At 67.6% G+C, this 25026-nt stretch carries 21 protein-coding genes; 17 read left to right on the forward strand and 4 right to left on the reverse strand.

Going from position 1 to position 25026, the window contains the following annotated elements:
* Positions 1-30: 30 nt before the first annotated feature.
* Positions 31-522 (forward strand): peptide deformylase, encoded by a 492-nt coding sequence (gene def, locus E3T25_RS05580; RefSeq protein ID WP_104099536.1) that lies wholly within the window; start codon positions 31-33, stop codon positions 520-522.
* Between the two features lie 252 nt (positions 523-774).
* On the opposite strand, the gene E3T25_RS05585 is transcribed toward def, so the two are convergent.
* The gene (locus E3T25_RS05585) at positions 775-2607 is read right to left on the reverse strand and encodes an AMP-dependent synthetase/ligase (RefSeq protein ID WP_104099535.1); all 1833 of its coding nucleotides are present in this window, start codon (positions 2605-2607) and stop codon (positions 775-777) included.
* Between the two features lie 175 nt (positions 2608-2782).
* Here E3T25_RS05585 and E3T25_RS05590 point away from each other — a divergent pair, with 175 nt between their 5' ends.
* The 3 genes from E3T25_RS05590 to E3T25_RS05600 all read left to right on the forward strand — a co-directional run bounded on the left by E3T25_RS05590 (position 2783) and on the right by E3T25_RS05600 (position 5912).
* Entirely contained in the window at positions 2783-3730 is a 948-nt protein-coding gene (locus E3T25_RS05590; RefSeq protein ID WP_134372907.1) for an ROK family glucokinase, read from the forward strand.
* Between the two features lie 27 nt (positions 3731-3757).
* A complete protein-coding gene (locus E3T25_RS05595) occupies positions 3758-4447 on the forward strand; it encodes a lysophospholipid acyltransferase family protein (protein WP_104099533.1) in 690 nt (229 codons plus the stop codon).
* 94 nt (positions 4448-4541) lie between these two features.
* Positions 4542-5912 (forward strand): class II 3-deoxy-7-phosphoheptulonate synthase, encoded by a 1371-nt coding sequence (locus E3T25_RS05600; RefSeq protein WP_370295429.1) that lies wholly within the window; start codon positions 4542-4544, stop codon positions 5910-5912.
* Between the two features lie 69 nt (positions 5913-5981).
* Here E3T25_RS05600 and pknB read toward each other — a convergent pair whose 3' ends face one another.
* Complete coding sequence (gene pknB, locus E3T25_RS05605) at positions 5982-7907, reverse strand: Stk1 family PASTA domain-containing Ser/Thr kinase (RefSeq protein WP_420898229.1); 1926 nt, start codon at positions 7905-7907, stop codon at positions 5982-5984.
* A gap of 113 nt (positions 7908-8020) precedes the next feature.
* Positions 8021-9289, reverse strand: a complete 1269-nt coding sequence (locus E3T25_RS05610) for a lytic transglycosylase (protein ID WP_241980655.1) — start codon at positions 9287-9289, stop codon at positions 8021-8023.
* 190 nt (positions 9290-9479) lie between these two features.
* Here E3T25_RS05610 and E3T25_RS05615 point away from each other — a divergent pair, with 190 nt between their 5' ends.
* Positions 9480-9824 (forward strand): Rv2175c family DNA-binding protein, encoded by a 345-nt coding sequence (locus E3T25_RS05615; protein ID WP_104099531.1) that lies wholly within the window; start codon positions 9480-9482, stop codon positions 9822-9824.
* Positions 9825-9837: 13 nt separating this feature from the next.
* On the opposite strand, the gene E3T25_RS05620 is transcribed toward E3T25_RS05615, so the two are convergent.
* The gene (locus E3T25_RS05620; protein ID WP_134372916.1) at positions 9838-10959 is read right to left on the reverse strand and encodes a polyprenyl synthetase family protein; all 1122 of its coding nucleotides are present in this window, start codon (positions 10957-10959) and stop codon (positions 9838-9840) included.
* Between E3T25_RS05620 and E3T25_RS05625 the strand changes: the two genes are divergently transcribed.
* From E3T25_RS05625 to murC, 12 genes are all read left to right on the forward strand, one after another.
* The gene (locus tag E3T25_RS05625; RefSeq protein ID WP_338145468.1) at positions 10924-11415 is read left to right on the forward strand and encodes a DUF3040 domain-containing protein; all 492 of its coding nucleotides are present in this window, start codon (positions 10924-10926) and stop codon (positions 11413-11415) included. The two genes, E3T25_RS05620 and E3T25_RS05625, sit on opposite strands and share 36 nt — an antisense overlap.
* A 263-nt stretch (positions 11416-11678) precedes the next feature.
* Positions 11679-12110 (forward strand): division/cell wall cluster transcriptional repressor MraZ, encoded by a 432-nt coding sequence (gene mraZ / locus E3T25_RS05630; RefSeq protein ID WP_134372919.1) that lies wholly within the window; start codon positions 11679-11681, stop codon positions 12108-12110.
* Between the two features lie 96 nt (positions 12111-12206).
* Positions 12207-13160 carry a 16S rRNA (cytosine(1402)-N(4))-methyltransferase RsmH gene (rsmH, locus tag E3T25_RS05635; protein ID WP_134372922.1) on the forward strand — a complete coding sequence of 318 codons (954 nt, stop codon included), beginning with the start codon at positions 12207-12209 and terminating at the stop codon, positions 13158-13160.
* A complete protein-coding gene (gene ftsL / locus E3T25_RS05640) occupies positions 13157-13759 on the forward strand; it encodes a cell division protein FtsL (RefSeq protein WP_134372925.1) in 603 nt (200 codons plus the stop codon). The genes rsmH and ftsL overlap by 4 nt, the downstream gene beginning before the upstream one ends.
* A 107-nt stretch (positions 13760-13866) precedes the next feature.
* Positions 13867-15645, forward strand: a complete 1779-nt coding sequence (locus tag E3T25_RS05645; RefSeq protein ID WP_241980659.1) for a peptidoglycan D,D-transpeptidase FtsI family protein — start codon at positions 13867-13869, stop codon at positions 15643-15645.
* 13 nt (positions 15646-15658) lie between these two features.
* Positions 15659-17203, forward strand: coding sequence for a Mur ligase family protein (locus tag E3T25_RS05650; protein WP_134372928.1), 1545 nt, complete (start codon positions 15659-15661; stop codon positions 17201-17203).
* Positions 17204-18616 carry a UDP-N-acetylmuramoyl-tripeptide--D-alanyl-D-alanine ligase gene (locus E3T25_RS05655; RefSeq protein ID WP_134372931.1) on the forward strand — a complete coding sequence of 471 codons (1413 nt, stop codon included), beginning with the start codon at positions 17204-17206 and terminating at the stop codon, positions 18614-18616. It begins immediately after the preceding gene.
* A complete protein-coding gene (gene mraY / locus E3T25_RS05660; RefSeq protein WP_134343348.1) occupies positions 18613-19704 on the forward strand; it encodes a phospho-N-acetylmuramoyl-pentapeptide-transferase in 1092 nt (363 codons plus the stop codon). Before E3T25_RS05655 ends, mraY begins: the two co-directional genes overlap by 4 nt.
* Complete coding sequence (gene murD / locus E3T25_RS05665; RefSeq protein WP_241980661.1) at positions 19704-21260, forward strand: UDP-N-acetylmuramoyl-L-alanine--D-glutamate ligase; 1557 nt, start codon at positions 19704-19706, stop codon at positions 21258-21260. Before mraY ends, murD begins: the two co-directional genes overlap by 1 nt.
* A complete protein-coding gene (ftsW, locus tag E3T25_RS05670; protein ID WP_134372936.1) occupies positions 21229-22467 on the forward strand; it encodes a putative lipid II flippase FtsW in 1239 nt (412 codons plus the stop codon). The genes murD and ftsW overlap by 32 nt, the downstream gene beginning before the upstream one ends.
* Positions 22467-23537, forward strand: a complete 1071-nt coding sequence (locus E3T25_RS05675; protein ID WP_134372939.1) for a UDP-N-acetylglucosamine--N-acetylmuramyl-(pentapeptide) pyrophosphoryl-undecaprenol N-acetylglucosamine transferase — start codon at positions 22467-22469, stop codon at positions 23535-23537. Before ftsW ends, E3T25_RS05675 begins: the two co-directional genes overlap by 1 nt.
* A gap of 87 nt (positions 23538-23624) precedes the next feature.
* Positions 23625-25022, forward strand: a complete 1398-nt coding sequence (gene murC / locus E3T25_RS05680) for a UDP-N-acetylmuramate--L-alanine ligase (protein WP_134372942.1) — start codon at positions 23625-23627, stop codon at positions 25020-25022.
* Positions 25023-25026: the final 4 nt, after the last annotated feature.

Genomic DNA, 25026 nt, shown 5'->3' on the forward strand with positions numbered 1-25026 from the left:
TACCCCCGCATCCATGACTTGGAGTCACCTTTGCCCGAGCGCCAGATCCGTCTCTTCGGAGATCCCGTCCTCAAAACCGTCTCCGACCCGATCGGCACGATCGACGCCCGGGTGCGGAGCCTGATCGAGGACTTGGTCGACAGTGTGCGACTGCCCGGCCGGGCCGGCGTCGCGGCCTCCCAGATCGGCGTGAATCTGCGCGCATTCAGTTTCAACGTCGATGGCGAGATCGGGTACATCCTCAACCCGGTCCTCGTGGAGGTCTCGGGGGAGCCCGAGCTCGTCGACGAGGGCTGCCTGTCGGTGCCGGGCCTCTGGTATCCCACGAAACGGTACCCGTTCGCCCGGGTGACCGGCATCGACCTCGACGGCACGGCGGTCGAACTCTCCGGGTCCGGGATCATGGCCCAGGCCCTGCAGCACGAGACCGACCACCTCGACGGTTTGCTCTACCTGGACCGCCTCGACAAGGAGAACCGGCGGGCCGCCATGAAAGAGGTCCGCGCGTCGAGCTGGTTCTGACCCCAGTCGTTCGGGTCCGAGGCCCTAAAGGGCCTCCGCCCCCCCCACGAATTCGACGGAGATTTTGCCGGAAACGCCCCCAACGTGCAGAAACGGCAGTTCTACGGCAGAATCTCCGTCGAATTGGTTCGACGCTGCGCACGGCGCTGGGGCTCCCTTATCTACTGGTTCCGACCCAGGCGGCCGGACGACGCGAAACAGGTCCCGTCGCCACTGTGACGACGGGACCTGTTTTGGTCGTCGCGGGGAGTGCTAGCTGCTGACCGGGTTCGTCCCGGTCACCGGGGCGCCCAGGTACATCGCCTCGATCTGATCGGCGTAGTCCCGCAGGATGATGTCCCGTTTGATGCTCAGCTTCGGGGTCAGGTACCCGGCGGCTTCGGTCAGCTCGGTCGTCAGCACCGTGAACTTGCGGATCGACTCCGCCCGCGATACGTGGTCGTTGGCGTGGTCGATGGCGCGCTGCACCTCGGCGAGAACCTTCGCGTTGACGGATGCCTCGGCCAGCGTCATTCCCGCGTCCTCGCCGTTGTTGTTCAACCAGACCGCGAGCATGTCGGGGTCGAGCGTGACCAGGGCGGCGATGAACGGCTTGCGATCGCCGACGACGACCACCTGGCCGATCAGCGGGTTGGACCGGATCGGGTCTTCCAGCGCCGCCGGGGCGACGTTCTTGCCGCCGGCCGTGACGATGATCTCCTTCTTGCGCCCGGTGATGGTGAGGAAGCCGTCGCTGTCCATGGCGCCGATGTCACCGGTGCGGAGCCATCCGTCGTGGAAGGTGGCCGCGGTGGCCACGGGATTCTTCCAGTACTCCGTGAAGACGTTGACGCCTTTGACCTCGATTTCGCCGTCGTCCAGGACGCGCACCGAGACGCCGGGAAGCGGTGGGCCTACGGTGCCGATCTTGAACTTGGTGGCCAGACCCACGGTGGTCGGCGCGGTTGTCTCGGTGAGGCCGTAGCCCTCCAGGATCTTGATGCCGAGGCTGTGGTAGAAGTGACCCAGGTGCATGCCGAGTGGAGCCGAACCGGAGACGGCGTACTTCACGTTGCCACCCATGGCCGCGCGCAGCTTGCTGTAGACCAGACGGTCGAAGAGCGTGAACTTGAGCTTGAGCATCAGCGGAACGCTCTTGCCCTGATCGACCAGCATCGAGTGGTCGACGGCAACCTGGGCGGCCGTCTCGAAGATCTTGCCTCGGCCGGCGGCCAGCGCCTTCTGCTCGGCGGAGTTGTAGACCTTCTCGAACACCCGCGGCACTGCGAGCAGGAAAGTGGGTTTGAAGGTGCCGAGCGATTCGAGCAGCTTCCGGGTATCGGGTTGGTGACCGACGCGCACACCGGCGTGCACGCAGAGAACCGAGATGAACCGGGCGAAAACGTGCGCGGTGGTGATGAACAGCAGCGTGGAAGCGCCGTTCGCGTCGGTGAGCACCTCTTTCAGCGCCACCGCCGAGTTGCGCGACGTCTCGACGAAGTTGGAGTGGGTGAGCACGCAGCCCTTGGGACGGCCGGTGGAACCCGAGGTGTAGATCAGGGTGGCGATGTCCGAACCCACGGCCAGCGAGCGACGCCGCTCGATTTCGGCATCCGGCACGTCGACCCCGGAGGCCGCGAGCTTGTCGAGGTCACCGAGGTCGATCTGCCAGACCTTCTGCACGCTGCCGAGCTCGGGGTGCACCTCGTCGAAGCGGGAAAAGTGCTCGGCGGTCTCGACGATCACCGCCGCGGCGTCGGAGTCACCCAGGATCCACTGGATCTGGATGGGGGAGCTGGTCTCGTAAACGGGGACCAGCACGGCACCGGCGAACCAGGTGGCGAAGTCGATCAGCGTCCACTCATACCGGGTCTTGCACATCAAGCCGATTTTGTCTCCGGGCTGGATTCCTGCCGTGACGAGCCCCTTGGCCAGCGCGACGACCTGGGCATGAAACTCCGTGGTGGTGACGGGGGACCAAGCTCCGTTTCTCGGCAGTGAGAACAACACGGAGTCGGGCGTCGCCTTGAGGCGTTCGACCAGGAGATCGGTGACATTGGCTTGTGGGTCTGCGGGAACGATGGCGGGCAGATCGTACTGTTTCACGGTAGCTCCTCTGGTACCGGGCGGGCGATTTGCCTCACTCTATCCACGTCACTTCGTGGAAGCAGCCGTTTCGCCTGGCCGTGTCTTGGTTCACTACACTCTAGGGGGACGCACCGGCTTCGTTGTCTCGCCCCGCAGAGCGCCCCACTTTATCCATCGACGAAAGAAGTCCTCTGTGCACGCCATTGGTATCGACATCGGCGGCACCAAAATCGCCGCGGCCCTGGTCGACGAATTCGGAACGATCATCCGCTCGGATCGACGCCCGACCACCGCGAGCGATCCTCGCGGGATCGAAGACGCCGTCGTCGACATGATCACGGAGCTCTCGGGGGGCGAGGAGGTCGTCGCCGCCGGGATCGCCGCGGCCGGCTTCATCGACGCCGCCCAGTCCACCGTTTACTACGGGCCCAACGTCAACTGGCGCCACGAGCCGCTTCGGGCCACTCTCGAGGCGCGGCTCGACCTGCCCATCCTGATCGAGAACGACGCGAACGCCGCGGGCTGGGCGGAATTCACCTTCGGCGCCGGCCGGGGCTACACCGACATGGTCACCCTCACCATCGGCACCGGAGTGGGCGGAGCTATCGTCGCCGACAACCGTCTCTTCCGCGGTGGCTTCGGCTGTGCCGCCGAGCTCGGGCATCTGCGCGTGGTGCCCGGCGGTCGCCTCTGCGGCTGCGGCGCCCACGGCTGCATCGAACAGTACGGTTCGGGTCGCGCCCTGCTTCGAATTGCCACCGAGCTGGCGGATGCCGGCGGAATCGGCCTCGGCCTCGCGGCTGCCCGTGAGCGCAAGGGCAAGCTGACCGGCAAAGAGGTCGGCCGGCTGATCCAGGACGGTGACAACGGCGCCTTGGCCGCCCTGAGGCAGTTGGGCGGCTCGCTCGGGCAGGCCTGCGCAAGCCTGGCGGCCGTACTTGACCCGCAGATCTTCGTCTTCGGCGGGGGCGTCGCCGCTGCCGGTGAACTGCTGCTCGAGCCCATCCGCGCCGCGTACCTCGAAAATCTGCCGGCCAGGGGCTTCCACCCGGAGGCCGAATTCGCCATCGCGCAGCTCGTCAACGACGCCGGTGTCGTCGGTGCGGCCGACCTGGCGCGGAAACACGTTTTCGCGCAGTAGGCTTTCCGGGTTACCGAGGGAGCAACGATGTTCTACTGGCTCATGAAAAACATTGTCATCGGCCCTCTGCTGCTGGCTATCTTCCGGCCCTGGGTGGTCGGGCTCGAGAACATCCCCAAAGAGGGCGGTGTGATCCTCGCGAGCAATCACCTGTCGTTCATCGACTCGGTGTTCCTGCCGCTGGTCGTTCCGCGTCGCGTCGTCTTCCTCGCAAAGAGTGAGTACTTCACGGGCAAGGGGCTCAAGGGCTGGGCGACACGCCAGTTCTTCAAGGCCACCGGCCAGCTGCCGATCGACCGGTCGGGTGGCAAGGCATCCGAGGATTCCCTCAACACCGGCCTGCGCGTCCTGGGTGCCGGCGGCGTGCTCGGCATCTACCCTGAGGGAACCCGCAGTCCCGACGCGAAGATGTACCGGGGCCGCACCGGCGTGGCGCGGATGGTGCTCGAGGCCGAGGTCCCGGTCATCCCTGTGGCCATGATCGACACTGAGAAGGCCATGCCGACGGGCACCCGCATCCCGAAGGTGCGCCGGATCGGCATCGTGATCGGCGAACCCCTCGACTTCAGCCGCTTCGACGGCATGGAGGGCGACCGGTTTGTGCTCCGGTCCGTGACCGACGAGCTGATGTACGAGCTGCAGGCCCTCAGCCGGCAGGAGTATGTGGACGTCTACGCGACCAGCGTGAAAGAAAAGCGGGCCAGCCTGACCCGATAGAATCAGACGGTTGCCCAGGGGCCGACAGACCCCGACCCGATAGCCCGGCCCGCAATATTTTTCTTGCCGGACCAGACAAAAAAGGAATAGTCCCGTGGTAGACCCCACCGAACCAGTCGTGCTCGCAGATCGATCTGTGGTTGCCGGCCTGGACTATTGGCGCACCCTCCCGATCAAGCAGCAGCCGACCTGGGCCGACGCGGATGCGGTTGCCGCGGCATCTGCCGAACTGTCCACGCAGCCGCCGCTCGTCTTCGCCGGCGAGGTCGACATCCTACGGAACCGGCTCGCCGAGGCCGCCGGCGGCCATGCCTTCCTGCTGCAGGGCGGGGACTGCGCCGAGACGTTCAGCGGCGCCACCGCGGAGCAGATCCGCAACCGGGTCAAGACCGTGCTGCAGATGGCCGTCGTGTTGACGTACGGCGCGTCGATGCCCGTGATCAAGATGGGCCGGATGGCCGGCCAGTTCGCCAAGCCACGCTCCAGCGATTTCGAGACCCGGGGTGGCGTCACCCTGCCGGCTTACCGCGGCGATATCGTCAACGGCTACGATTTCACACCCGAATCGCGCGAGGCCGACCCGGCCCGCCTGGTCAAGGGCTACCACACCGCCGCCTCCACCCTCAACCTGATCCGTGCCTTCACGCAGGGCGGTTTCGCCGACCTGCGCCAGGTGCACAGCTGGAACCAGGGCTTCGCCGCCAACCCGGCCAACCAGCGCTACGAGAAGGTGGCCAAGGAGATCGACCGCGCGATCAAGTTCATGATCGCGTGCGGCGCCGACTTTGAAGCCATGCGTCGGACGGAGTTCTACACCAGCCACGAGGGTCTGCTGATGGACTACGAGCGTCCGATGACCCGGATCGATTCCCGCACGGGCACGCCGTACAACACCTCCGCGCACTTCATCTGGATCGGGGAGCGCACCCGTGACCTTGACGGTGCGCACGTCGACTTCCTCTCCCGGGTGCGCAACCCGATCGGGGTCAAGCTCGGCCCGAGCACGTCAACCGACGACATGCTGCGCCTGGTCGACAAGCTCGACCCGAACCGCGAACCCGGTCGTCTCACGTTCATCACCCGGATGGGTGCGGGCAAGGTGCGCAGCGCCCTGCCGCCGCTGCTGGAGGCGATCAAGGCCAGTGAGGCCAAGCCTCTCTGGGTCACCGACCCGATGCACGGCAACGGTGTGACCACGCCCACCGGGTACAAGACCCGTCGTTTCGACGACGTCGTCGACGAGGTGCGCGGCTTCTTCGAGGCGCACCGCGGCGTCGGCACACACCCGGGCGGCGTTCACGTCGAACTTACCGGCGACGACGTCACGGAGTGCCTGGGTGGTTCCGAGCACATCGACGAGGCCGCGCTGGCGACCCGCTATGAGTCGCTCTGCGACCCGCGCCTGAATCACATGCAGTCGCTCGAGCTCGCCTTCCTGGTTGCCGAGGAGCTTGCCGCTCGCTAACCCGGCCCCGGGTGCCCGCTCCGGCATGGGAACCGCCGGGTACGGCCGGGGCCAGGCCGGGACGGCTGTCTAGCCGAACGGGTTCGTCGGCTTGAGGGTGATGGTGCTGTTCTTGGGCGCGGCGGTGCCGGCTTCGGGATTCGTCGATGCGACGCTCAGGAGCGGTGCGATGGCATCCGCGCCGAGATTGTAGCTCAGCTTGAATCCCAGGTCGGTGAGCACCTGCTTGCCCTCGTTCCACGGGAGGCCGACGATGTTGGGCACCGTGACGGGTGCCGGGCCGAGGGAGGTAGTGAGTGCATACGTGTCGCCGGTGCGCACGGGACCTTCGTTCACGGGGACCGCGCTCACAACGTCTCCCTCGGCGATCGACTCACTGTAGACCTCGTCGCCGGGGGTGACGAGCAGCCCCTTCTCCGCCAGGATCGCGGTGGCGTCCTTGACGGATTCGCCGGACACGTCCGGTACGGGGCCGAGTGAGAGAACCAGATTGACGTTCATGCCCACGAAGTAGTCCCCACCCTGGGAGACGTCCCCGGCGTCGGATTCGCGGCTCGCGGAGATGACCAGGCCCGATTCCACGGTGTCGTCGAAGAGGGAATCGGTCGCCCCGATGCCTGCCTTCAGCTCCGTGACGGCGGAGGTCGCAGCATCGGCCGTCAATCCCGCCAGCACGGGCAGAACGATCGGCTGCGGGCCCTGGGATACACGCAGCGTCACCGTGCTGCCCTTCGCCACGCGGGTGCCCGAATCCGGGTTGGTGCTGGAGACGAGGCCGGCGGGGATGGTGCCGCTGAACTCGGTGCCGAGCGCCGCCTCCAGCCCGAGCCCGGTGAGCTGGGCGGTCGCGTCGTCGGGGGACACCGAGACGAGGGCGGGAATCGGGACCTCCGAGCCGGGGCCGTTGCCGAAGAACCAGCCGGTTCCGCCGGCAAGGGCTGCCAGCATGAGCACCAGCGCGAAGAGCCAGAAACCGCGGAACTTGCGTGTGCGGGCCTTGTCGGCCAGGAGAATGGTGGTGGCGGGTGCCGAGGCAGAAGCCGCCGTGGCCACGCCGGCCACCGCCGGGGCGAGCGGGGCACCGCCGAGGATCTGGGTGTCCGCGTCGGCCACCGCTGCGGTCACGCCGCCGGGCAGCACCATGGTCGCGGATTGTCCGGTCGCCGGGGGAGTCGGGCGCACGAGCTTGTCGAGGTCGAGCAGTTGATCGAGCATGACACGTGCGTCCCGGGGGCGCTGCTCCGGGTCGCGGGCGGTGGCCCAGAGCACCAGTTCGTCGAGCTCGTGCGGAATCGCGGGTATCCGCGCGCTTGGTATGGGCACGTTGTCGTTCGCGTGCTGGTAGGCGATCTGCATGGGCGCTTCGCCGACATAGGGCTGCTCGCCGGTAAGCATCTCGTAGGTCATGATGCCGAGCGCGTAGATGTCGCTGCGGGCATCCGCGATGCCCCGCGTGACGAGTTCGGGGGAGAGGTAGGCGATCGTGCCGAGCAGGGCCTGCCCGGTGGCCGTGTTGTTGTTGACGGCCCGGGCGAGTCCGAAGTCGCCGATCTTGATGCGCCCGTCGTCGGCCAGGAGAACGTTCTCCGGCTTGAGATCGCGATGCACGATTCCCGCTTTGTGCGCGGCGGCGAGGCCCGAGAGCACCGCCTCGAGGATGTCCATCGTCTGCTCACTGGTGAGCCGGCCGTAGTCCTTGAGCAGGTCGCGCAGAGTGATGCCGGGCAGGTATTCCATGACCAGATAGGCCATATCGGCATCCTGGCCCTGGTCGTAGACGTTGACCACGTTCGGATGCGCGAGCCGGGCGGCCGAGCGGGCCTCCTGCACGAACCGGGCCTTGAACGTGTTGTCGTCGGCGAGGTGCCCGTGCATGATCTTGATGGCGACCCGGCGTTCGAGGCGCAGGTCGGTCGCGAGGTACACGGTGGCCATGCCACCGCGGGCGATCCGTGAGCGCACCTGATAGCGGCCGTCTATCAGACGACCGACCATGGGATCGGCAGGGGTATCGCTCACTAGTCGAGTCTAGGGATTGCGAAGCCGTTCCCTGTGCCGGAACACTCGCAAGTCAGGGTTTTCAAGCCTGAGCGGATGCGAGCTGCAGGTCAGCCGAGATCGGCCAGCCAGGCCCGGGCCGATGTTTCCCACTTCGCGTAGTGGTTCGGGTGAGCCGAGATCTGCACGGTCTGCGCGGCCTCGGTCACGGTCATCGACTCCCAGCCGGGGATGTCGAGCAGTCCGCGCGTGTTGCCGGGGTTGGGGTTCACGGGGCCGCCGAAGAAGGCGAGGCTGGCCCGCTCCGGGTCGAGCACCTGCTCGGGGGTTCCCCAGCCGAAACTGGGGCGTTGCTGGAAGAGGCCGAGGGAGTCGCGGTCGCCGTACTGCACGTTGCGCAGCCCGGATTCCTGGGCCGCGGCGGCCAGGGCGATCACGATTGCGGAGTCGCCGGCACCCGCGCGGCGACCGCTCGCGATAATGATTTCGGCGTACCGGCGCATGTCCTCGCTGAGCGGCGTTACCGCGCCGGGCGCTGCAGACGGCGCAGGGGCGGCCTCCTCGATGAGGATCGCCGATTCCATCGCCGGCGCCGCGGGAACGGAGCCGGACGGGATCGACAGGACCTGGCCGGGGTAGATGATGCTGGACCAGCCGAGGCCGTTAGCGTCGAGAACGGATTGCACCGAGACGCCCGCCGCGGCCGCGAGGGCTCCGATGGTCTCGCCGGCGGCGATCGTGTGCGTGCCGGAAGCATTCAGCGGGGCGAAGGCTGCGGCCGGCGCGGCCGAGACCGGCGCGGCACCGTCGCCCGGCGGCAGCACGACGGCCTGCCCGGGGAAGATGATGCTGCCCGCGTCGAGCCCGTTCACGCGGAGCAGGGCCTCGAGGGAGAGCCCGTGCGCGGCGGCAACGCCGGAAAGCGTGTCCCCGCTCTGGATCAGGTACCGCGAGATCTCGGCGGCGACGGGCGCCGGAGCCGGAGCGGACGGCTGCGCCAGACCGGCCAGGGTCAGCATCTGGCCCGGGAAGATCACCGCGGACCAGCCAAGGCCGTTGAGGGCGAGCACGGATGCGGTGGAGAGACCGAATCGTCCGGCCACGCTGCTCACGGTGTCGCCTTCGACGACCTGGTACTGGGTCGGCGCCGCGACGGCGGCGATACTCTGCCGACCTGCGCCGGCGGGCACCGCGGTCGGCAGGATGCTCTTGCTCTTGAGCGGCTTCTTCGCGATGGTGGCGGCATCCGCCGGCGACGCCAGGTTCAGGCTGATCGCGATCGTGCTGATCAGCACGAGCGGGACGGTGACCAGGACGCCCAGACCCCGTCGTTCGGTGGCGTGCCGGTGGTGGCCCGCACCGGGCGTCGAAGGATTCACGTCGCTGGTGCTGCTGGCTGGACTGTTCCTGCTGGCTGGTGCCGACATTCCGCTCCCGTCGATCGCGTGCGACAGCGGTGCTGGCACAGCATTGCCCAGTCAATCAGGTTGGCCCCCATTCTGGGCATCAACACGCGCGTTTGCGCCATGAGAGTTTGTCCGCCCCGTCGAATCATGGGAGGCTTGATGAGTGACCGAATCGTTCTCAGATCAAGAGTGGCTGTCCATCGCCGACCTCGTCCGGGTGCTCGGCGTCAGCCAGAGCCGCGTGCGTCAGCTGATCGACGACAAGCAGCTGCTCGCCATGCGCCGTGACAACGGCCCCTTGCAGATTCCCGCCGCGTTCATCAGGGACGGCGCCCCGCTGCCCGAGCTGCGCGGCACGCTGATCGTGCTCTCCGACGACGGCTTCAGTGACGAGCAGGCGATGCGCTGGCTCCTTGAGGTCGACGGCAGCCTCGGCGTTCCCCCGGTCCAGGCACTGCTTGCCGGCCGTAAGGCCGAAGTGCGCCGGGTCGCCCAGGCGCTCGCCTGACTTTTCCGCGCTCCTAGAACGCCCGGCGGGTCACCGTCTCGGCCAGCTCCATCAGCCGCGTCGTGACCGCGCCGCTGATCGGTGATCCCTTGAGAGCTGCGAGGGCCTCGGCGACGTTCGAGTCGATGAGCGCCTCCGTCCGCTCGACGGCGCCGCTGTCGACGATGGCGCGCTGCAACATCCCGATCTGTGCTTCCGTCAGCAGCGGGTCGCCGAGGAGCGCGTCCAGGTTCTCGCGGGCCGTGTCCGTCAGGTTCTCGCGCGCCAGAGCGACCAGTACAGTGCGTTTGCCCTCTCGGAGGTCGTCACCGCTCGGTTTGCCGGTGACGGAGGCGTCGCCGAACACCCCGAGCAGGTCGTCCCGAAGTTGGAATGCGATGCCGAGCGGCAGTCCGAAGGCACGCAGGGCGTCGAGGTGGTCCGGGCCGGCGCCGGCCAGGGCTGCGCCGATCACGAGCGGCGCCTGCACGCTGTACTTGGCCGACTTGAAGACGATGACCCGCAGCGCCCGGTCGAAGAGTTCTGTTTCGGGTTGGGAGAACCAGGCGCGTTCTTCGAAGATGTCGAGGTACTGGCCCACAGTGACCTCGGTGCGCATCCGGTTGAATTCTATCCGTGCCCGGGCCGCGGCCGACGCGTCGGTGGCTGCCGCGAGCCCCTCGTCGAGCAGCTCATCGCTCCAGCCCAGCAAGAGGTCGCCGAGAAGGATTCCGGCGGCCCGGCCGAACGCGACCTGGTTGCCTGCCCATCCACTTTGGCCGTGCATGCCCTCGAAGAGTTTGTGGGCGGAGGCCGCGCCGCGCCGGGTATCCGAATTATCGATGATGTCGTCGTGGACGAGTGCTGCCGCATGGAAGATTTCCAGGGCCGCCGCCGCGGAGATGACCGGCTCCAGCGCGGTCAGGGCGTGGTCGGAATCCCCGTTCGCACCAGTGGATCCGCCTGTGCCGACGCTCTGCCAGCCCCAGTAGCAGAACAGCGCCCGGAAGCGTTTGCCACCGCTGAGAAACTGCCGTGAGAACTCCACCAGCGGCGTGAGATCGGAGCTGATGGTAGTCACAATTGGTAAACGGGTTTCGAGGAATTCGTCGATGCGAGAATGAACCAGATCGATCAGATGATTGCTTTGCGCCACTTGCCTAGCCTAGCCATCACGGCGGGGTTAGAATCGGTGAAGCACAGCGCGATCCCAAACAGGAGGAATGAGATGCCGCTTTCGGAACAAGAGCAGCGACTCCTCGAAGAAATGGAGCGCGGCCTCTACCACAATGACGCCGATTTCGTGGCGACCGTCGGTGGCAGCAGCCTCCGGCCCGACTACCGCTCGATTTCCATCGGGGTTCTGGCCGCGGTTGCCGGCATCGGTGCTCTCATCGCCGGCGTGGCCATCCAGCAGCTCTGGCTCGGTGTCCTCGGCTTCATCATCATGTTCGCCGGGGTGTTGTTCGCGACCACGCCCAGCAAGTCCGCCCGGCGGATGTCCGCATCCGCTCCGCGCTCCCGTCCGAACCAGCAGCAGCGGTCATCTCAGCGCGGTTTCATGGATCGCATGAACGAACGCTGGGATCGTCGCCAGGACGGCCAGCAGTAACCTTCTCACCACCGCTCGACTGCACTTCCGCTCCACCGCACCTCGCAGACAGGGCCGATCATCCGATCGGCCCTTTTTTTGTGCCCGAAAACGGTGCGAAATGAATCCCGGCCTTGAATTTCCCTCCACTCCGCTTTCCCCCGTTTTCCCGCGGATAAGTAGGGTGAATTTCTCCAATATTTGCGTGTTTATTCTGTTTGGTGGATCAAAGTGGAGTAAAGTGGAGCAAGATCTGGACCGTGACCGGATGAGAGGGGGGATGAATGTTCTTTGGCACGTACGCCCCCAAGCTCGACGAAAAAGGCCGCATCATCCTTCCCGCAAAATTCCGGGACGAGCTGTCTCCCGGGATCGTCATGACCCGAGGCCAGGAGAACTGCCTCTACGTGTTCACGACCCGGGAGTTCGAGGCGTACTACGCGAAGATCTCCCAGGCGCCGCTCACGGACCAGAGCGGGCGCTCCTTCAGTCGCATGATGTTCTCCGGCGCGAGCGCAGAGCAGCCCGACAAGCAGAACCGGGTGACCATCCCCGCGAACCTGCGCGCCTGGGCCGGGCTCGACCGGGACCTCACCGTGATCGGCGCCGGCAACCGGGTAGAGATCTGGGACACCGCCGCCTGGGACGTGTACCTCTCCGAACAGGAAGAACCATTCGCGAACATCACGGAGGAGGTGATTCCGGGACTCATCTAGCTCCTGACGCCTGACTCCCAGCCGTTCTGCCTGACACACTTCCCCGGTGGCAGAGACGAATGGATGGGAATCAGGAATCAGGAACCACCCGGGACTATGGCCATCAACGACATCCACACCCCAGTTCTGCTCGACCGCTGCGTCGAGCTGCTCGCACCGGCACTGGAACGACCCGGCGCCGTGCTCGTCGACGCCACTCTCGGCATGGGCGGGCACGCCGAGGCGTTTCTGCAGCGATTCCCCGGGCTCGTCCTGGTCGGACTCGACCGGGATCTCGACGCCCTCGCGATCGCCGAGGAGCGGCTGAAGCCGTTCCTCGACCGGGTTCACCTCGTGCACACCGTCTACGACGGTATTCAGGACGCGCTGGCCGGCCTCGGCATCCGCGAGGTGTCCGGCGTGCTCTTCGACCTCGGCGTGTCCTCGCTCCAGCTCGACCGGGTCGAGCGTGGTTTCTCCTATTCCAAGGACGCGCCGCTGGACATGCGCATGGACAACACCAGCGACCTGACGGCCGAGCGCATCGTGGCCACGTACAGCGAGCAGGAGCTGCGCCGGATCTTCCACGAGTACGGCGAGGAGAAGCTGGCGGCACGCTACGCCAAGGCCATCGTCGAGGCCAGGGAGACCACCCCGTTCGTGCGGTCGGCCCAGCTGGTCTCCGTGATCACCGCCGTCACACCGGTTGTCGTTCAGCGCGCCGGACACCCCGCGAAGCGGGTCTTCCAGGCGCTGCGCATCGAGGTCAACCAGGAACTCGCCGTGCTCGAGCGCGCCATTCCCGCAGTGCTCGATTCGGTCGCGGTCGGTGGGCGCATCGTCGTCATGGCCTACCAGTCCCTCGAGGACCGGATCGTGAAGAAGACCCTGGCAAAGGCATCCGGCTCCACCGCCCCTGCCGGATTGCCGATCGAACTTCCCGAACACAAACCACTGTTCAAGCTTGTGATCCGAGGGGCCGAATTGGCCTCGGACGAAGAAAAGGCGAGAAACCCGCGCGCAACGCCGGTTCGCCTTCGCGCCGCCGAGCGACTGAGGAGAGCCGCATGAGTGACAACCTCGCACGCGCACCACGACCCAACTGGGAGAGCACCCCCGACACCGCTTCGGTGCCGGAGCCTCGCCACATCGAGATCGTCTCGCCGCGCAGCCAGCGTCACGCGCGTCCGAAGATCGTCTACGCCCTCTCGGCCGTCACCGGCGTGGCTGCCATCGTGCTCGCCCAGCTGCTGCTGAGCGTCGGGATCTCCCAGTCCGCCTACGAGGTGTCCCGGCTGCAGGCCAGCCAGGTCGAACTCGGGCGCACGGCGGAGAGCGTCACCGAGGACCTCGTGCGGGTCTCGTCCCCGCAGAGCCTGGCCGCCAATGCGGAAGCGCTCGGCATGGTCACCAACTCCAACCCGCTGTTCCTGCGCCTGTCCGACGGCGCCGTGCGCGGCGCCCCGGCCTCGGCCAGCGGAAGCTCGGCCGGTACGGCGAGCCTGGTGCCCAACTCGCTCCTCGTCGGCGTACCTTTGGTCACGGAACTGCCGCAGACCACCGGTCAGGGAGCCAGCCTCGGCGGTTCACCGGCCGAGGTCCCCGCGGCGGTCGCCCCGGTTGCCCCGGCAGCCGAACCCAACGCTCTGCCGACGCCCACGACCCGCTAGCCCGCCCCGGTTCGCCCGTCTCGCGAGGGACGTCCCGCCCGCCTCCCGTTAGTTTCGTTCCCAGAACGCGCCCAACCCGCGGCCCCGGCCGCAGTAAGGAATCGCAGGTGGCGAGCAGCTCCCGGTCCAGCAGGCGGCGCAGTGCCGCGACGATCCTGATCCTGCTCGTGTTCGTGGCCGTATTCGTGGTCAGGCTCGTCGACATCCAGGTCGTGCGCGCCGAGACGCTCAGCGCCGACTCGCTGGGCAACCGGTCGGTCGAGCAGCCCGTCTACGGAGCCCGCGGAGACATCGTCGACACGAACGGGGTCGTCCTGGCCGGCACGGTCATGCGTTACGACATCACCCTGTCTCCGCGGAACGCCGCGGAATTCGACCGCACCACCGACGATGGGGACGTGACCGTGACGGTCGCGCAGGCGGCCGCGGAGGTGGGCGCCCTCACCGGGCAGACCGGCGACGAGATCCTCCAGATCATCTCCGGCTCCCTGGCCGCCGACAAGGACTCCGACTACGCCGTCGTCGTGCGGGCCGTGGACGTCTCGGTGTTCCGGGCCATCGACAAGCTCGACATCCCGTGGATGTACGCCGAGAAGAACCCGGGCCGGGTCTACCCGGATGGCGCCGTGGCCGGCAACCTGGTCGGATTCGTCTCCTCCGGGGGAGAGGCTCAGGCCGGCATCGAGCTCGGGCAGGACGCCTGCCTCGCGAGCACCAACGGCACGGAGACCTATGAGAAGGGAGCGGATGGCGTGCGCCTGCCCCAGAGCACCGTCACCACGGTCCGGGCCAAGGACGGCGGCGACGTCGTCACGACCATCGACTCCGACCTGCAGTGGTTCGTGCAGCAGGTGCTGGCCGAACAGGCCGTCGCCACAGGCGCGGCCTGGGGCAACGTGGTGGTGCAGGAGGTGAAGACCGGGAAGCTCGTCGCGGTCGCCGACTACCCGTCGGTCGACCCCAACAACGTCAACGGCACCCCCGACGCTGAGGACCGCGGCTCCCGGGCTTTCACCGCCCCCTTCGAGCCCGGTTCTACGTACAAGGCGCTGACCACGGCATCCGTTCTCGACGTGGGGGCCGCCACCCCGCTGAGCCGGGTCGTCGCGCCCTACCGGTACCTGCCGCCCAACGGTGCCAACGTGAACGATAGCTCAAACCACGCCGACCTGAACCTCACCCTCACGGGCGTGATGATCGAGTCTTCGAACACGGGCATGTCGAAGTTCGGCGAGTTGATCAGTGACCAGCAGCGCTACGACTATATGAGTAAGTTCGGTGTGGGCTCGGCCTCGGAGTCCGGTTTCCTCGCCGAGGAATCCGGCACCCTGCGCCCCTTCGAAGATTGGGACAACCAGACCAAGTACGCGACCATGTTCGGTCAGGGGCTCACCACTACGGCCATCCAGGTCTCCAGTATCTACCAGACCCTGGCCAACAACGGCGTGCGGATGCCCGTGCAACTGGTCGCAGGCTGCCGCCACGCTGACGGCAGCATGACCGACGTGCCCGAAGCGGTCGGCACCCCGGTCGTGTCGGCCGCCGCCGCCCGGGAGACCGCAGACATCCTTGAGATGGTCTACCAGAAGGCCTGGCTGGCCAGGACGTGGGAGATTCCGGGCTACCGGGTGGGCGCGAAGACCGGGACGGCGCAGATGCCCGATGGTCGGGGTGGGTACACCAAGGGGTACCTGGTGTCGGTCTCCGGCTTCGCTCCGGGCGACGATCCGCAGTATGTCGTTTCGGTCAGCCTCGCCGACCCTGTTAAACTGAACTCTTCCGCGGCATCTGCTCCGATCTTTCAAGAGGTCATGAGTCAGGTGCTGAAGAAGTACCGGGCAGTCCCCTCGGGCGCCACCGCGCCTGCCCTTCCCGGTACCTGGTAAGAAAGCGAGCCCCGTGACCGAATTGGCACCCTCGGCTCTCCGTCCTCAGCATCCGGTCCCCAGATCGTTGTCGGGACTGGTCGATGAATTCGAACTGTATGTGCACGGCGATGTCGATGGCCTCGAGGTCACCGGCGTGAGCCTCAGCTCCCGAACCGTTCAGCCCGGCGACCTCTATGTCGGCGTTCCCGGGCGCGCGAGTCATGGCGCGTCCTACGCCGCCGGCGCCCGCGAGTCCGGTGCGGTCGCGATTTTGACCGATGAGGCCGGGGCGGTGCTGGCCGCCGACAGCGGCCTGCCGATCCTGGTGACCCCGGACGCGCGCGCCGCGCTCGGTGCCGTCGCCGCCTGGATCTACCGCACCGACGCCAATCCGGCCACGCTCTTCTCCGTCACCGGCACCAACGGCAAGACCAGCGTGGTCTATCTCCTCTTCGCCCTGCTCAACCAGCTGGGCGTCGTGGCCGGCCTCACTTCGACGGCCGAGCGCCGCATCGGCGACCTCGCCGTGGTGAGCTCGCTGACGACCCCGGAGGCAACCGAGCTGCACGCCCTCCTCTCCCGCATGCGAGAGGCCGAGGTGCGCGCCGTTGCGATCGAGGTGTCCGCCCAGGCGCTGACCCGCCACCGCGTGGACGGGCTCGTCTTCGACGTCGCCGGGTTCACGAATCTGAGTCACGACCACCTCGACGACTACGCGGGCCTCGACGAGTACTTCCAGGCCAAACTCGAGCTGTTCCAGCCCGACCGCTCCCGGCGGGGCGTCATCACGGTCGACTCCGACTGGGGCCGCCGGATCGTCGACGAGTGCCGCATCCCCGTCACCACCCTGAGCAGCAACCCGGACGTCGCCGCCGACTGGCACATGTCCATCGTCTCCGAGAGCGCGCTGTACACCGAGTTCCTGCTCGAGGGCCCCGAAGGGCGCCGCCTGCAGACCCGGGTTCCCCTGGTCGGCTGGTTCATGGCCGCCAACGCCGCCCTGGCCATCCTGATGCTGGTCGAATCCGGCTACGACCTCGAGGCGATCGCCCATTCCCTCGATCGTGACGGCGGAATCGACGTCTACATCCCCGGGCGCGCCGAGCGCATCTCCGGGGACACGGGACCGCTCGTCTACATCGACTACGGGCACAGCCCGGACGCGTTCCTGAACACCCTCGCCGCCATCCGTAAGTTCACTTTCGGCCGACTGATCATGGTCTTCGGCGCCGACGGCGACCGCGACACCACGAAACGGGCGGACATGGGGGCGATCGCTGCCCGCGGGGCGGATGTCGTCGTGATCACCGACTTCCATCCTCGGTTCGAGGACCCCGCGGCCATTCGTACCACTCTGCTCGCTGCCGCACGGGAGGCCGTGCCCGGCGGAGAGTTCCATGAGGTGCCCGACCCCCGGACGGCGTTCCGGACGGCGCTGTCCCTAGCGAAAGAAGGCGACGCGATCTTGTATGCGGGACCCGGCCATGAAAATTACCACGAGGTTGCCGGCGTGAAGATTCCGTACTCCGCCCGGGACGATTCCCGCCAGGCGCTGCGCGATGCGGGGTGGCTGTAGATGATCGCCCTGACCCTGGGCCAGATCGCCTTGGCCGTCGACGGCACGCTCCACCTGGACGGAACCTCTCGGAGCATCGACTCCGTGACCGACGGAATGGTGCACACCGACTCGCGCGACACCGTTCCCGGCTCCATCTTCGTGGCCAAGCCCGGTGCGGTGACTGACGGCCACCTCTTCGCCCCGGCCGCCGTCGAACGCGGCGCCACCCTGCTGATCGTCGAACGACACCTTGATCTCCCCGTGGCGCAGATCGTCGTGCCGGACGCCGTGCTCGCCCTCGGCGCCCTCGCCACCGACGTCGTGGCCCGCGTGCGGGAAGCCGGCAACCTCAAGATCGTCGCCGTCACCGGATCCAACGGCAAGACCACGACGAAGAACCTGCTCCGCGCCGTGCTCGAGCGCGTCGGCCCGACCGTCGCGGCCCGCGCATCTTTCAACAACGAGGTCGGCGCGCCGCTGACCATGCTCGAACTGACCCGCGACACCCGTTTCCTGGTGGCGGAGATGGGCGCGAGCGGCGTCGGAGAGATCGCCCGGCTCATCCGGATGGCCCGTCCCGACATCGGGATCGTGCTCAAGGTCGGCCTCGCCCATGCCGGCGAATTCGGAGGCATCGAAGCCACGGTCCGCGCGAAGACCGAAATGGTCACCGAGCTGCTGGCGACGGATGTCGCCGTGCTGAATACCGACGACCCGCGCGTCGCCGGTATGGCCGCCTCCACCCGGGCCCGGATCGTCTGGTTCGGCCAGTACGGCGACGAGGGAGTGCGCGCGACCGCGGTGCACGCCTCCGCGTCCGGAACGACGTTCACGCTGCACCTGGCCTCGGGCCAGTCCCGCCCGGTGGCGTTCCAGGTGCTCGGCGAACACCATGTCATGAACGCTCTGGCCGCCGCCGCCGCCGCCGAGATCCTGGGGGTCGCGATCGACGACATCGTCTCCGCCCTCGAATCCGTGCAGACCGCCGAACGTTGGCGCATGCAGGTCATGGGCGGCCGGGACGGGGTGACCGTCATCAACGACGCCTACAACGCCAGCCCGGACTCCATGACGGCGGCGCTCAAGACCCTCGCCCAGATCGGTGTTCCCGGCCGGCGCACCTTCGCGGTTCTCGGCGAGATGAGCGAGCTGGGCGAACTGGCTGGTGAGGAGCACGACCGCATCGGGCTGCTCGCCGTGCGCCTCAACATCTCCCAGCTCATCGTGGTCGGGCGCGGCGCGCGGCGCATGCACATCAGCACCATCAACGAGGGATCCTGGGACGGGGAGTCGGCCTTCGTCGAGAATGGCGACGAGGCCTTCGACCTGCTCTGCGCCACAGTGCAACCGGGGGACACCGTGCTGGTGAAATCCTCCAATTCCGCCGGCCTGAGATTTTTGGGCGACCGTCTGGGAGAGTGGTTCTCGTGAGAGCACTTTTGATGGCCGGAGCCTTCTCCCTCGTCTTCACCCTGTCGCTGACGCCGCTGTTCATCCGGCTGTTCAAGAAGCTGGGCTGGGGACAGTTCATCCGCGACGACGGCCCGCAGAGCCACCACGCCAAGCGCGGCACGGCCACCATGGGTGGCATCATCATCATCCTCGGCGCCCTGGTCAGCTATTTCTCGGCGATGTGGCTGACCGGGTCCCCGGTCACGGCGTCGCCGCTGCTGGTGCTGTTCATGATGGTGGGCCTCGGCATGGTCGGCTTCGTCGACGACTTCCTGAAAACGCGGAACCAGCGCAGCCTCGGGCTCGGCGGCTGGGCCAAGATCACCGGCCAGGTTCTCGTGGCCGGCACGTTCGCCATCCTGGCCATCCAGTTTCCGAACGCCAACGGCGTCACGCCGGCGTCGACTAAGATCTCGTTCCTGCGAGATCTGCCGCTGGACTTCATGCAATTGGGCAGCATCATCGGCATCTCCCTGTTCGTGCTGTGGATCTGTCTGATCGTGACGGCCACGTCCAACGGCGTCAACGTCACCGACGGCCTCGACGGGCTCGCCACCGGGTCGTCGATCCTGTCGATCGGCGCGTTCATCGTGATCGGCTTCTGGCAGTCCAACCAGGCCCGCTTCGGGGGAGCGGACATCGCCGACCTCTACCGCGCCTACGACGTTCGGGACCCGCTCGACCTGGCCATCGTCTCCGCGGCCATCGTCGGCGGCCTGATCGGCTTCCTCTGGTGGAACACCTCGCCGGCCAAGATCTTCCTGGGCGACACCGGTTCGCTCGGCATCGGCGGCGCCCTCGCCGCCCTGGCCATCCTGAGCCGCACCGAACTGCTGCTCGTGCTGATCGGCGGCCTGTTCGTGATCGAGGCCGGATCGGTGATCGTGCAGCGCGCCTACTTCAAGGTGACCCGCGGCCAGCGCATCTTCCTGATGAGCCCCATCCATCACCACTTCGAGCTCAAGGGCTGGGCCGAGGTCACCGTGGTGGTGCGTTTCTGGATCATCGGCGGGCTGTTCGTGGCCGCCGGCGTCGGCACCTTCTACCTCGAATGGTTGGCCAGCTAGTGGCTGGTCGCCACGCCGATGAGGCCGGGCCCGCTGGGGCTGACGCCGCGCGCCTCGACGGGTTGACCAGCTGGCACTCCGACTGGTCCGGCCTCCGTGTCGCCGTGCTCGGTCTGGGCGTCACCGGCTTCGCAGCCGCCGACACCCTCGTCGAACTGGGCGCGGATGTGCTCGTCGTGGCGGGGGACGCTCCTGCCGACACCATCCGCCTGCTCGACGTGATCGGGGCGGGACTGGTGCAGGCCGCGCCGGACGTCGTTCCGCATGAACTGACCCGGCACCGGCCGGAGGTTCTGATCGCCTCGCCCGGCTACCATCCCGACCACGCTCTGCTGCTCTGGGCCGCTCGGGCCGGGGTACCGGTCTGGGGAGACATCGAGCTGGCCTGGCGCCTGCGGGACAAGGTCGGGCCCGCGGCCGAGTGGATCCTCGTCACCGGCACCAACGGCAAGACCACCACTGTGCAGCTGACGGCCACCATGCTCGCCGCCGCCGGCCTGCGCGTCGCACCCTGCGGCAACATCGGTGTGCCCGTCCTCGACGCCGTGCGCGACCCGCAGGGCTGGGACGTGCTCGTGGTCGAACTCTCCAGCTACCAGCTTCACCACCTGCCCCGCACCGGTCCCGGCGCCCTCGTGCCGTTCTCCAGCGTCTGCCTCAACATCGCCGACGACCACCTCGACTGGCACGGTTCGGCCGAGGCGTACCGCGATGCGAAAGCCACCGTCTACGCCAATACCCAGGTGGCCTGCGTCTACAACAAGGCGGATGCCGCGACCATCCGTATGGTCGAGGACGCCGACGTGCAGGAGGGTGCCCGGGCCATCGGCTTCGGCCTCGGCGCCCCCGGGCCCAGCGACTTCGGCATCGTCGAGGGCATCCTCTGCGACCGCGCGTTCCACGAGGACCGGTTCGAGACCGCCATCGAGATCACCACCGCGCCGGAACTCCGGGCCCACGGGCTCAGCGCGCCGCACCTGCTCGCTGACATCCTCGCTGCCAGCGCTCTGGCCCGGTCCTTCGGCGTCGCGCCCGGCGTCATCCACGACGCCCTGGAGGGTTTCCGCCTCGACGCGCACCGGATCGAGATCGTTGCCGAGTTTGCCGGCATCCGCTGGATCGACGACTCGAAGGCCACCAACCCGCATGCGGCGGATGCTTCGCTCACCGCTTTCGAGACCGTCGTCTGGCTGGTCGGCGGCCTGCTCAAGGACGTCGATGTCGATGACCTGGTAGCCCGGCACGTCGGCCACCTGCGCGGGGCCGTGATCATCGGAGCCGACCGCTCCGTGTTACGGGACGCATTCGCGCGACACGCGCCGGAGCTGCCGGTGTTCGAGATCGACGCCGACGACACTGGTCAGGTGATGCCCGGGGCGGTCCGCCTCGCGGCCGGTCTCGCAGAAACCGGCGACGTCGTGCTGCTGGCCCCGGCCGCGGCGTCTATGGACCAGTTCACCGACTACGCCCAGCGGGGCCGATTGTTCGCAGAAGCCGTACGGGAGCACCTGGGAGGTGAGGCGGATGAAGACTCCGCCTCGAACCCCGGCGCCTAGGCAGGCCGCGCCCGTCGCCTCCACCCGAATTCATTTCGGCCGGGTGTTCAAGGCCGAGTCCGCGAGCTATTTCCTGCTGCTCGGCACGACCCTGTTCCTCGTCGTGTTCGGCCTGGTCATGGTGCTGTCGTCTTCCTCGGTCGACTCCTACCTGGAGAACACCGGCTTCTTCGGCACCGTCCTGCGCCAGGGGGGATTCGCGCTGATCGGCGTTCCGGTGATGCTGATGATCAGCCACCTGCCGCTGAAGTTCTGGCGGCGTGTGGCCTGGCCGTTGCTCATCGTCGCCTGTCTCCTGCAATGCCTGGTCGTGTTCACGCCGCTGGGCGTCGAGGTGGCCGGCAACACCAACTGGCTGTCGGTCGGCGGAGTCCAGTTCCAGCCCTCCGAGGCGATCAAACTCGCCCTCGTCGTCTGGCTGGGCATGATCCTGTCGCAGAAGGAGAAACGGCTCGACGACTGGCGCCACGTGTACATTCCGGTCTTCGGCGTGGGCGGCGGCGCCGTGCTGCTCGTGCTCATCGGCGGTGACCTCGGAACCGTCTTGATCCTGGCCGGTATCCTCTTCGGAGCCCTGTTCTTCGCCGGCGTTCGACTGCGCCTCCTGGCAGTGCCTCTCGGCGCCGGGGTCGTGCTCGCGGTTCTGATGGCATTGACGAGCACGAACCGGATGACGCGCATCCTGAGCTTCATGGGAGCCGGCTGCGAAGAGCTCGACGGCCCCATCTCGGCACCCTGCTGGCAGCCGCTGCACGGCACCTGGGCACTCGCCAACGGCGGGATCTTCGGCGTCGGGCTCGGCAACTCCAAAGCGAAGTGGTCCTGGCTGCCCGCGGCCGACAACGACTACATCTTCGCCATCGTCGGCGAGGAACTCGGACTGATCGGGGCCATCGTCGTCCTATTCATGTTCATCCTGCTGGCCTTCGCGTTCCTGCGCATCATGCGCACCAGCACGAGCCTGCAGGCCCGCGTGTCGACGGCCGCCGTGCTCGTCTGGCTGATCGGCCAGGCCTTCGTCAACATCGGCGTGGTCCTGGGCGTGTTCCCGGTGCTGGGTGTTCCACTCCCGCTGGTGTCCGCCGGCGGCACCGCCCTGCTCACGACCCTCGGTGCGATCGGCATCGTGCTCTCATTCACCCGGGGCGACCACGCGGAGCCGCCACGACGCACCGCCATGTCGACCGACACGTCAGGAGCCCGATAGTGACCACCTATCTGCTGGCCGGGGGCGGAACCGCCGGCCACGTGAACCCGTTGCTGGCCGTCGCCGACACCATCATGAGCCGGGAACCGGATGCGACAGTCATCGTTCTCGGCACCAGGGAGGGCCTCGAGGCCCGCCTGGTGCCGGCCCGCGGCTACGAGCTCGTCTTCGTTCCCCGACTGCCTTTCCCACGCCGGCCGAACCGACAGGCCCTCTCCTTTTTGCCACGGCTGAACCGGGCCATTGGCGACGTGGCCGATCTGATCCGGTTCCGCACGGTCGACGTCGTCGTCGGGTTCGGCGGCTACGTCTCGACCCCGGCCTACTTCGCGGCACGCCGGGCGGGGGTGCCGATCGTCATCCACGAGGCCAATTTCCGGGCCGGGCTGGCCAACCGGCTCGGCGCCTGGTTCACCCGCCACGTCGCGGTGGCCTTTTCCGGCACCCGGATCCGCCACCCGACCGTCGTCGGGATGCCGCTGCGACCCGAGATCGCCGAGCTTGACCGGGCTCAGGCGCGCCCGGAGGCCTTGGCGTTCTTCGGCCTCGACGCCGACCGCCCCACCCTGCTGGTCACCGGCGGATCCCTGGGCGCTCGGCGCCTGAACAACACCATCGCTTCCTCGGCTCCCGGTCTGATCAGGGCCGGCTGGCAGGTGCTGCACATCACCGGTGAGAAGTCGGAGGTGACAGACCCAGGTCTGCACCACTACCGCCTGATCTCCTACTGCGACCGGATGGACCTGGCGCTGTCCGCGGCGGACTTCGCGGTGTCCCGGGCCGGCGCCGGAACCGTGTGCGAACTCAGCGCCCTCGGCATCCCGGCCGTCTACGTGCCGTACCCCGTCGGCAACGGCGAGCAGCGCTTCAACGCGGCGGACGTCGTGCGCGCCGGCGGCGGGATCCTCGTCGACGATGCGGACTTCGTGCCGAACTGGGTGCAGCACGAGCTCGTTCCCGTGCTCACCGACCGGGAGCGCGTGCGCCGGATGGGCGTCGCGGCGGCATCCGTCGGGGGACTCGACGGCTCGGCGCGAATGACCGACTTCATCCACGCCGCCCTCGCCTGATCACAGCGGCTAACGTTGTTCCAGCACCAGAACACCAGCACCGAACGCACACCAGCATTCGTCTCCGACTGAGAAGAGCCAGCAACCGTGATCAAGCCCGACCTGAACCTCACCATTCCCCGTGACCTCGGCACGGTGCATTTCGTGGGCATCGGCGGCTCCGGGATGAGCGGGATCGCACGGCTGTTCCTCGCCGCCGGGCATACCGTGACCGGCTCGGATGTGCGCGAGTCCGACAACGTGCTCGCCCTGCGCGAGCTGGGAGCCCACATCGCGATCGGCCACGCCGCTGAGAATGTCGGCGAAGCCGACAGCCTCGTCGTCACGGGGGCACTCTGGCAGGACAACCCGGAATACGTGCTGGCGAACGAACGCGGCCTCCCCGTGCTGCACCGCTCCCAGGCGCTTGCCTGGCTGATCGAGAAGCACCGCCTCGTCGCCGTCGCGGGCGCCCACGGCAAGACCACCTCGACCGGCATGATCGTGACCGGCCTGCTCGGCCTGGGAACTCATCCCAGCTTCGTCAACGGCGGTGTGATCGAATCGCTCGGCGTGTCGGCCGGCGCGGGCACCGACGACCTCTTCGTGGTCGAAGCCGACGAGTCGGACGGCTCGTTCCTGCTCTACAACACGACCGTCGCCCTGGTCACCAACGTCGACCCTGACCACCTCGACCACTACGGTTCGCTCGAGGCCTTCGAGGCCGCGTTCGTCGAATTCGCACAGAACGCGACCGAGTTCGTGGTCATCTCCTCCGACGACGCCGGCGCGGTCAGCGTGACCGGCAAGCTCGCCGGCAAACGTGTCATCACCTTCGGCGAGGAGGCCGCGGCCGACGTGCGCGTGCACTCGGTCGTCACCGACGGACCGGTGCGTTTCGGCGTGGCCTGGGCCGGAAGCGACTACTTCGCCACCCTCCGAATCCCAGGTCGGCACAACGCCATCAACGCCGCCGGCGCCTTCGCGGTGCTCGTCGGCCTCGGTTTCGCCCCGGAGGCGTCCCTGGCCGCCATCTCGGATTTCGGCGGCACCGAGCGCCGCTTCGAATTGCACGGCACCGTGGGTGGGGTCAGCGTCTACGACGACTATGCCCACCACCCCACCGAGGTGGCCGCGGCGCTGTCCGCCGCCCGCACGGTGGTCGGCGGCGGCCGGATCATCGCCGTGCATCAGCCGCACCTCTACAGCCGCACTCGGCTGTTCGCCCAGGAATTCGCCCAGACGCTTGAGGAGAAGGCGGACCAGACCGTCGTCCTCGGCGTGTACGGCGCCCGGGAAGACCCGGAGCCCGGCGTGACCGGCGCCCTCGTTTCCGAACGGTTCACGGATGCCGGCAAGGTCGTCTACGTGCCCGACTGGCAGGAGGCCGCCGACTACGTCGCCTCGATCGCCCGGGACGGCGACTTCGTCGTCACCCTCGGCTGCGGCGACGTCTACCGGATCGTTCCCCAGCTGCTCGCCTCGCTCACGCAGGCGCGCGGATGACCCG

Origin of the sequence: Cryobacterium sandaracinum (assembly GCF_004403415.1) — a bacterium.
GTDB lineage: Bacteria > Actinomycetota > Actinomycetes > Actinomycetales > Microbacteriaceae > Cryobacterium > Cryobacterium sandaracinum.

What these genes read in the sequence shown, in the direction of transcription:
- E3T25_RS05595 (WP_104099533.1), top strand. Translation starts at nt 3,758, where the DNA reads ATGTTCTACTGGCTCATGAAAAACATTGTCATCGGCCCTCTGCTGCTG.
- pknB (WP_420898229.1), bottom strand. Translation starts at nt 7,907, where the DNA reads ATGGTCGGTCGTCTGATAGACGGCCGCTATCAGGTGCGCTCACGGATC.
- E3T25_RS05625 (WP_338145468.1), top strand. Translation starts at nt 10,924, where the DNA reads ATGAACCAGATCGATCAGATGATTGCTTTGCGCCACTTGCCTAGCCTA.
- mraZ (WP_134372919.1), top strand. Translation starts at nt 11,679, where the DNA reads ATGTTCTTTGGCACGTACGCCCCCAAGCTCGACGAAAAAGGCCGCATC.
- rsmH (WP_134372922.1), top strand. Translation starts at nt 12,207, where the DNA reads ATGGCCATCAACGACATCCACACCCCAGTTCTGCTCGACCGCTGCGTC.
- ftsL (WP_134372925.1), top strand. Translation starts at nt 13,157, where the DNA reads ATGAGTGACAACCTCGCACGCGCACCACGACCCAACTGGGAGAGCACC.
- E3T25_RS05655 (WP_134372931.1), top strand. Translation starts at nt 17,204, where the DNA reads ATGATCGCCCTGACCCTGGGCCAGATCGCCTTGGCCGTCGACGGCACG.
- ftsW (WP_134372936.1), top strand. Translation starts at nt 21,229, where the DNA reads ATGAAGACTCCGCCTCGAACCCCGGCGCCTAGGCAGGCCGCGCCCGTC.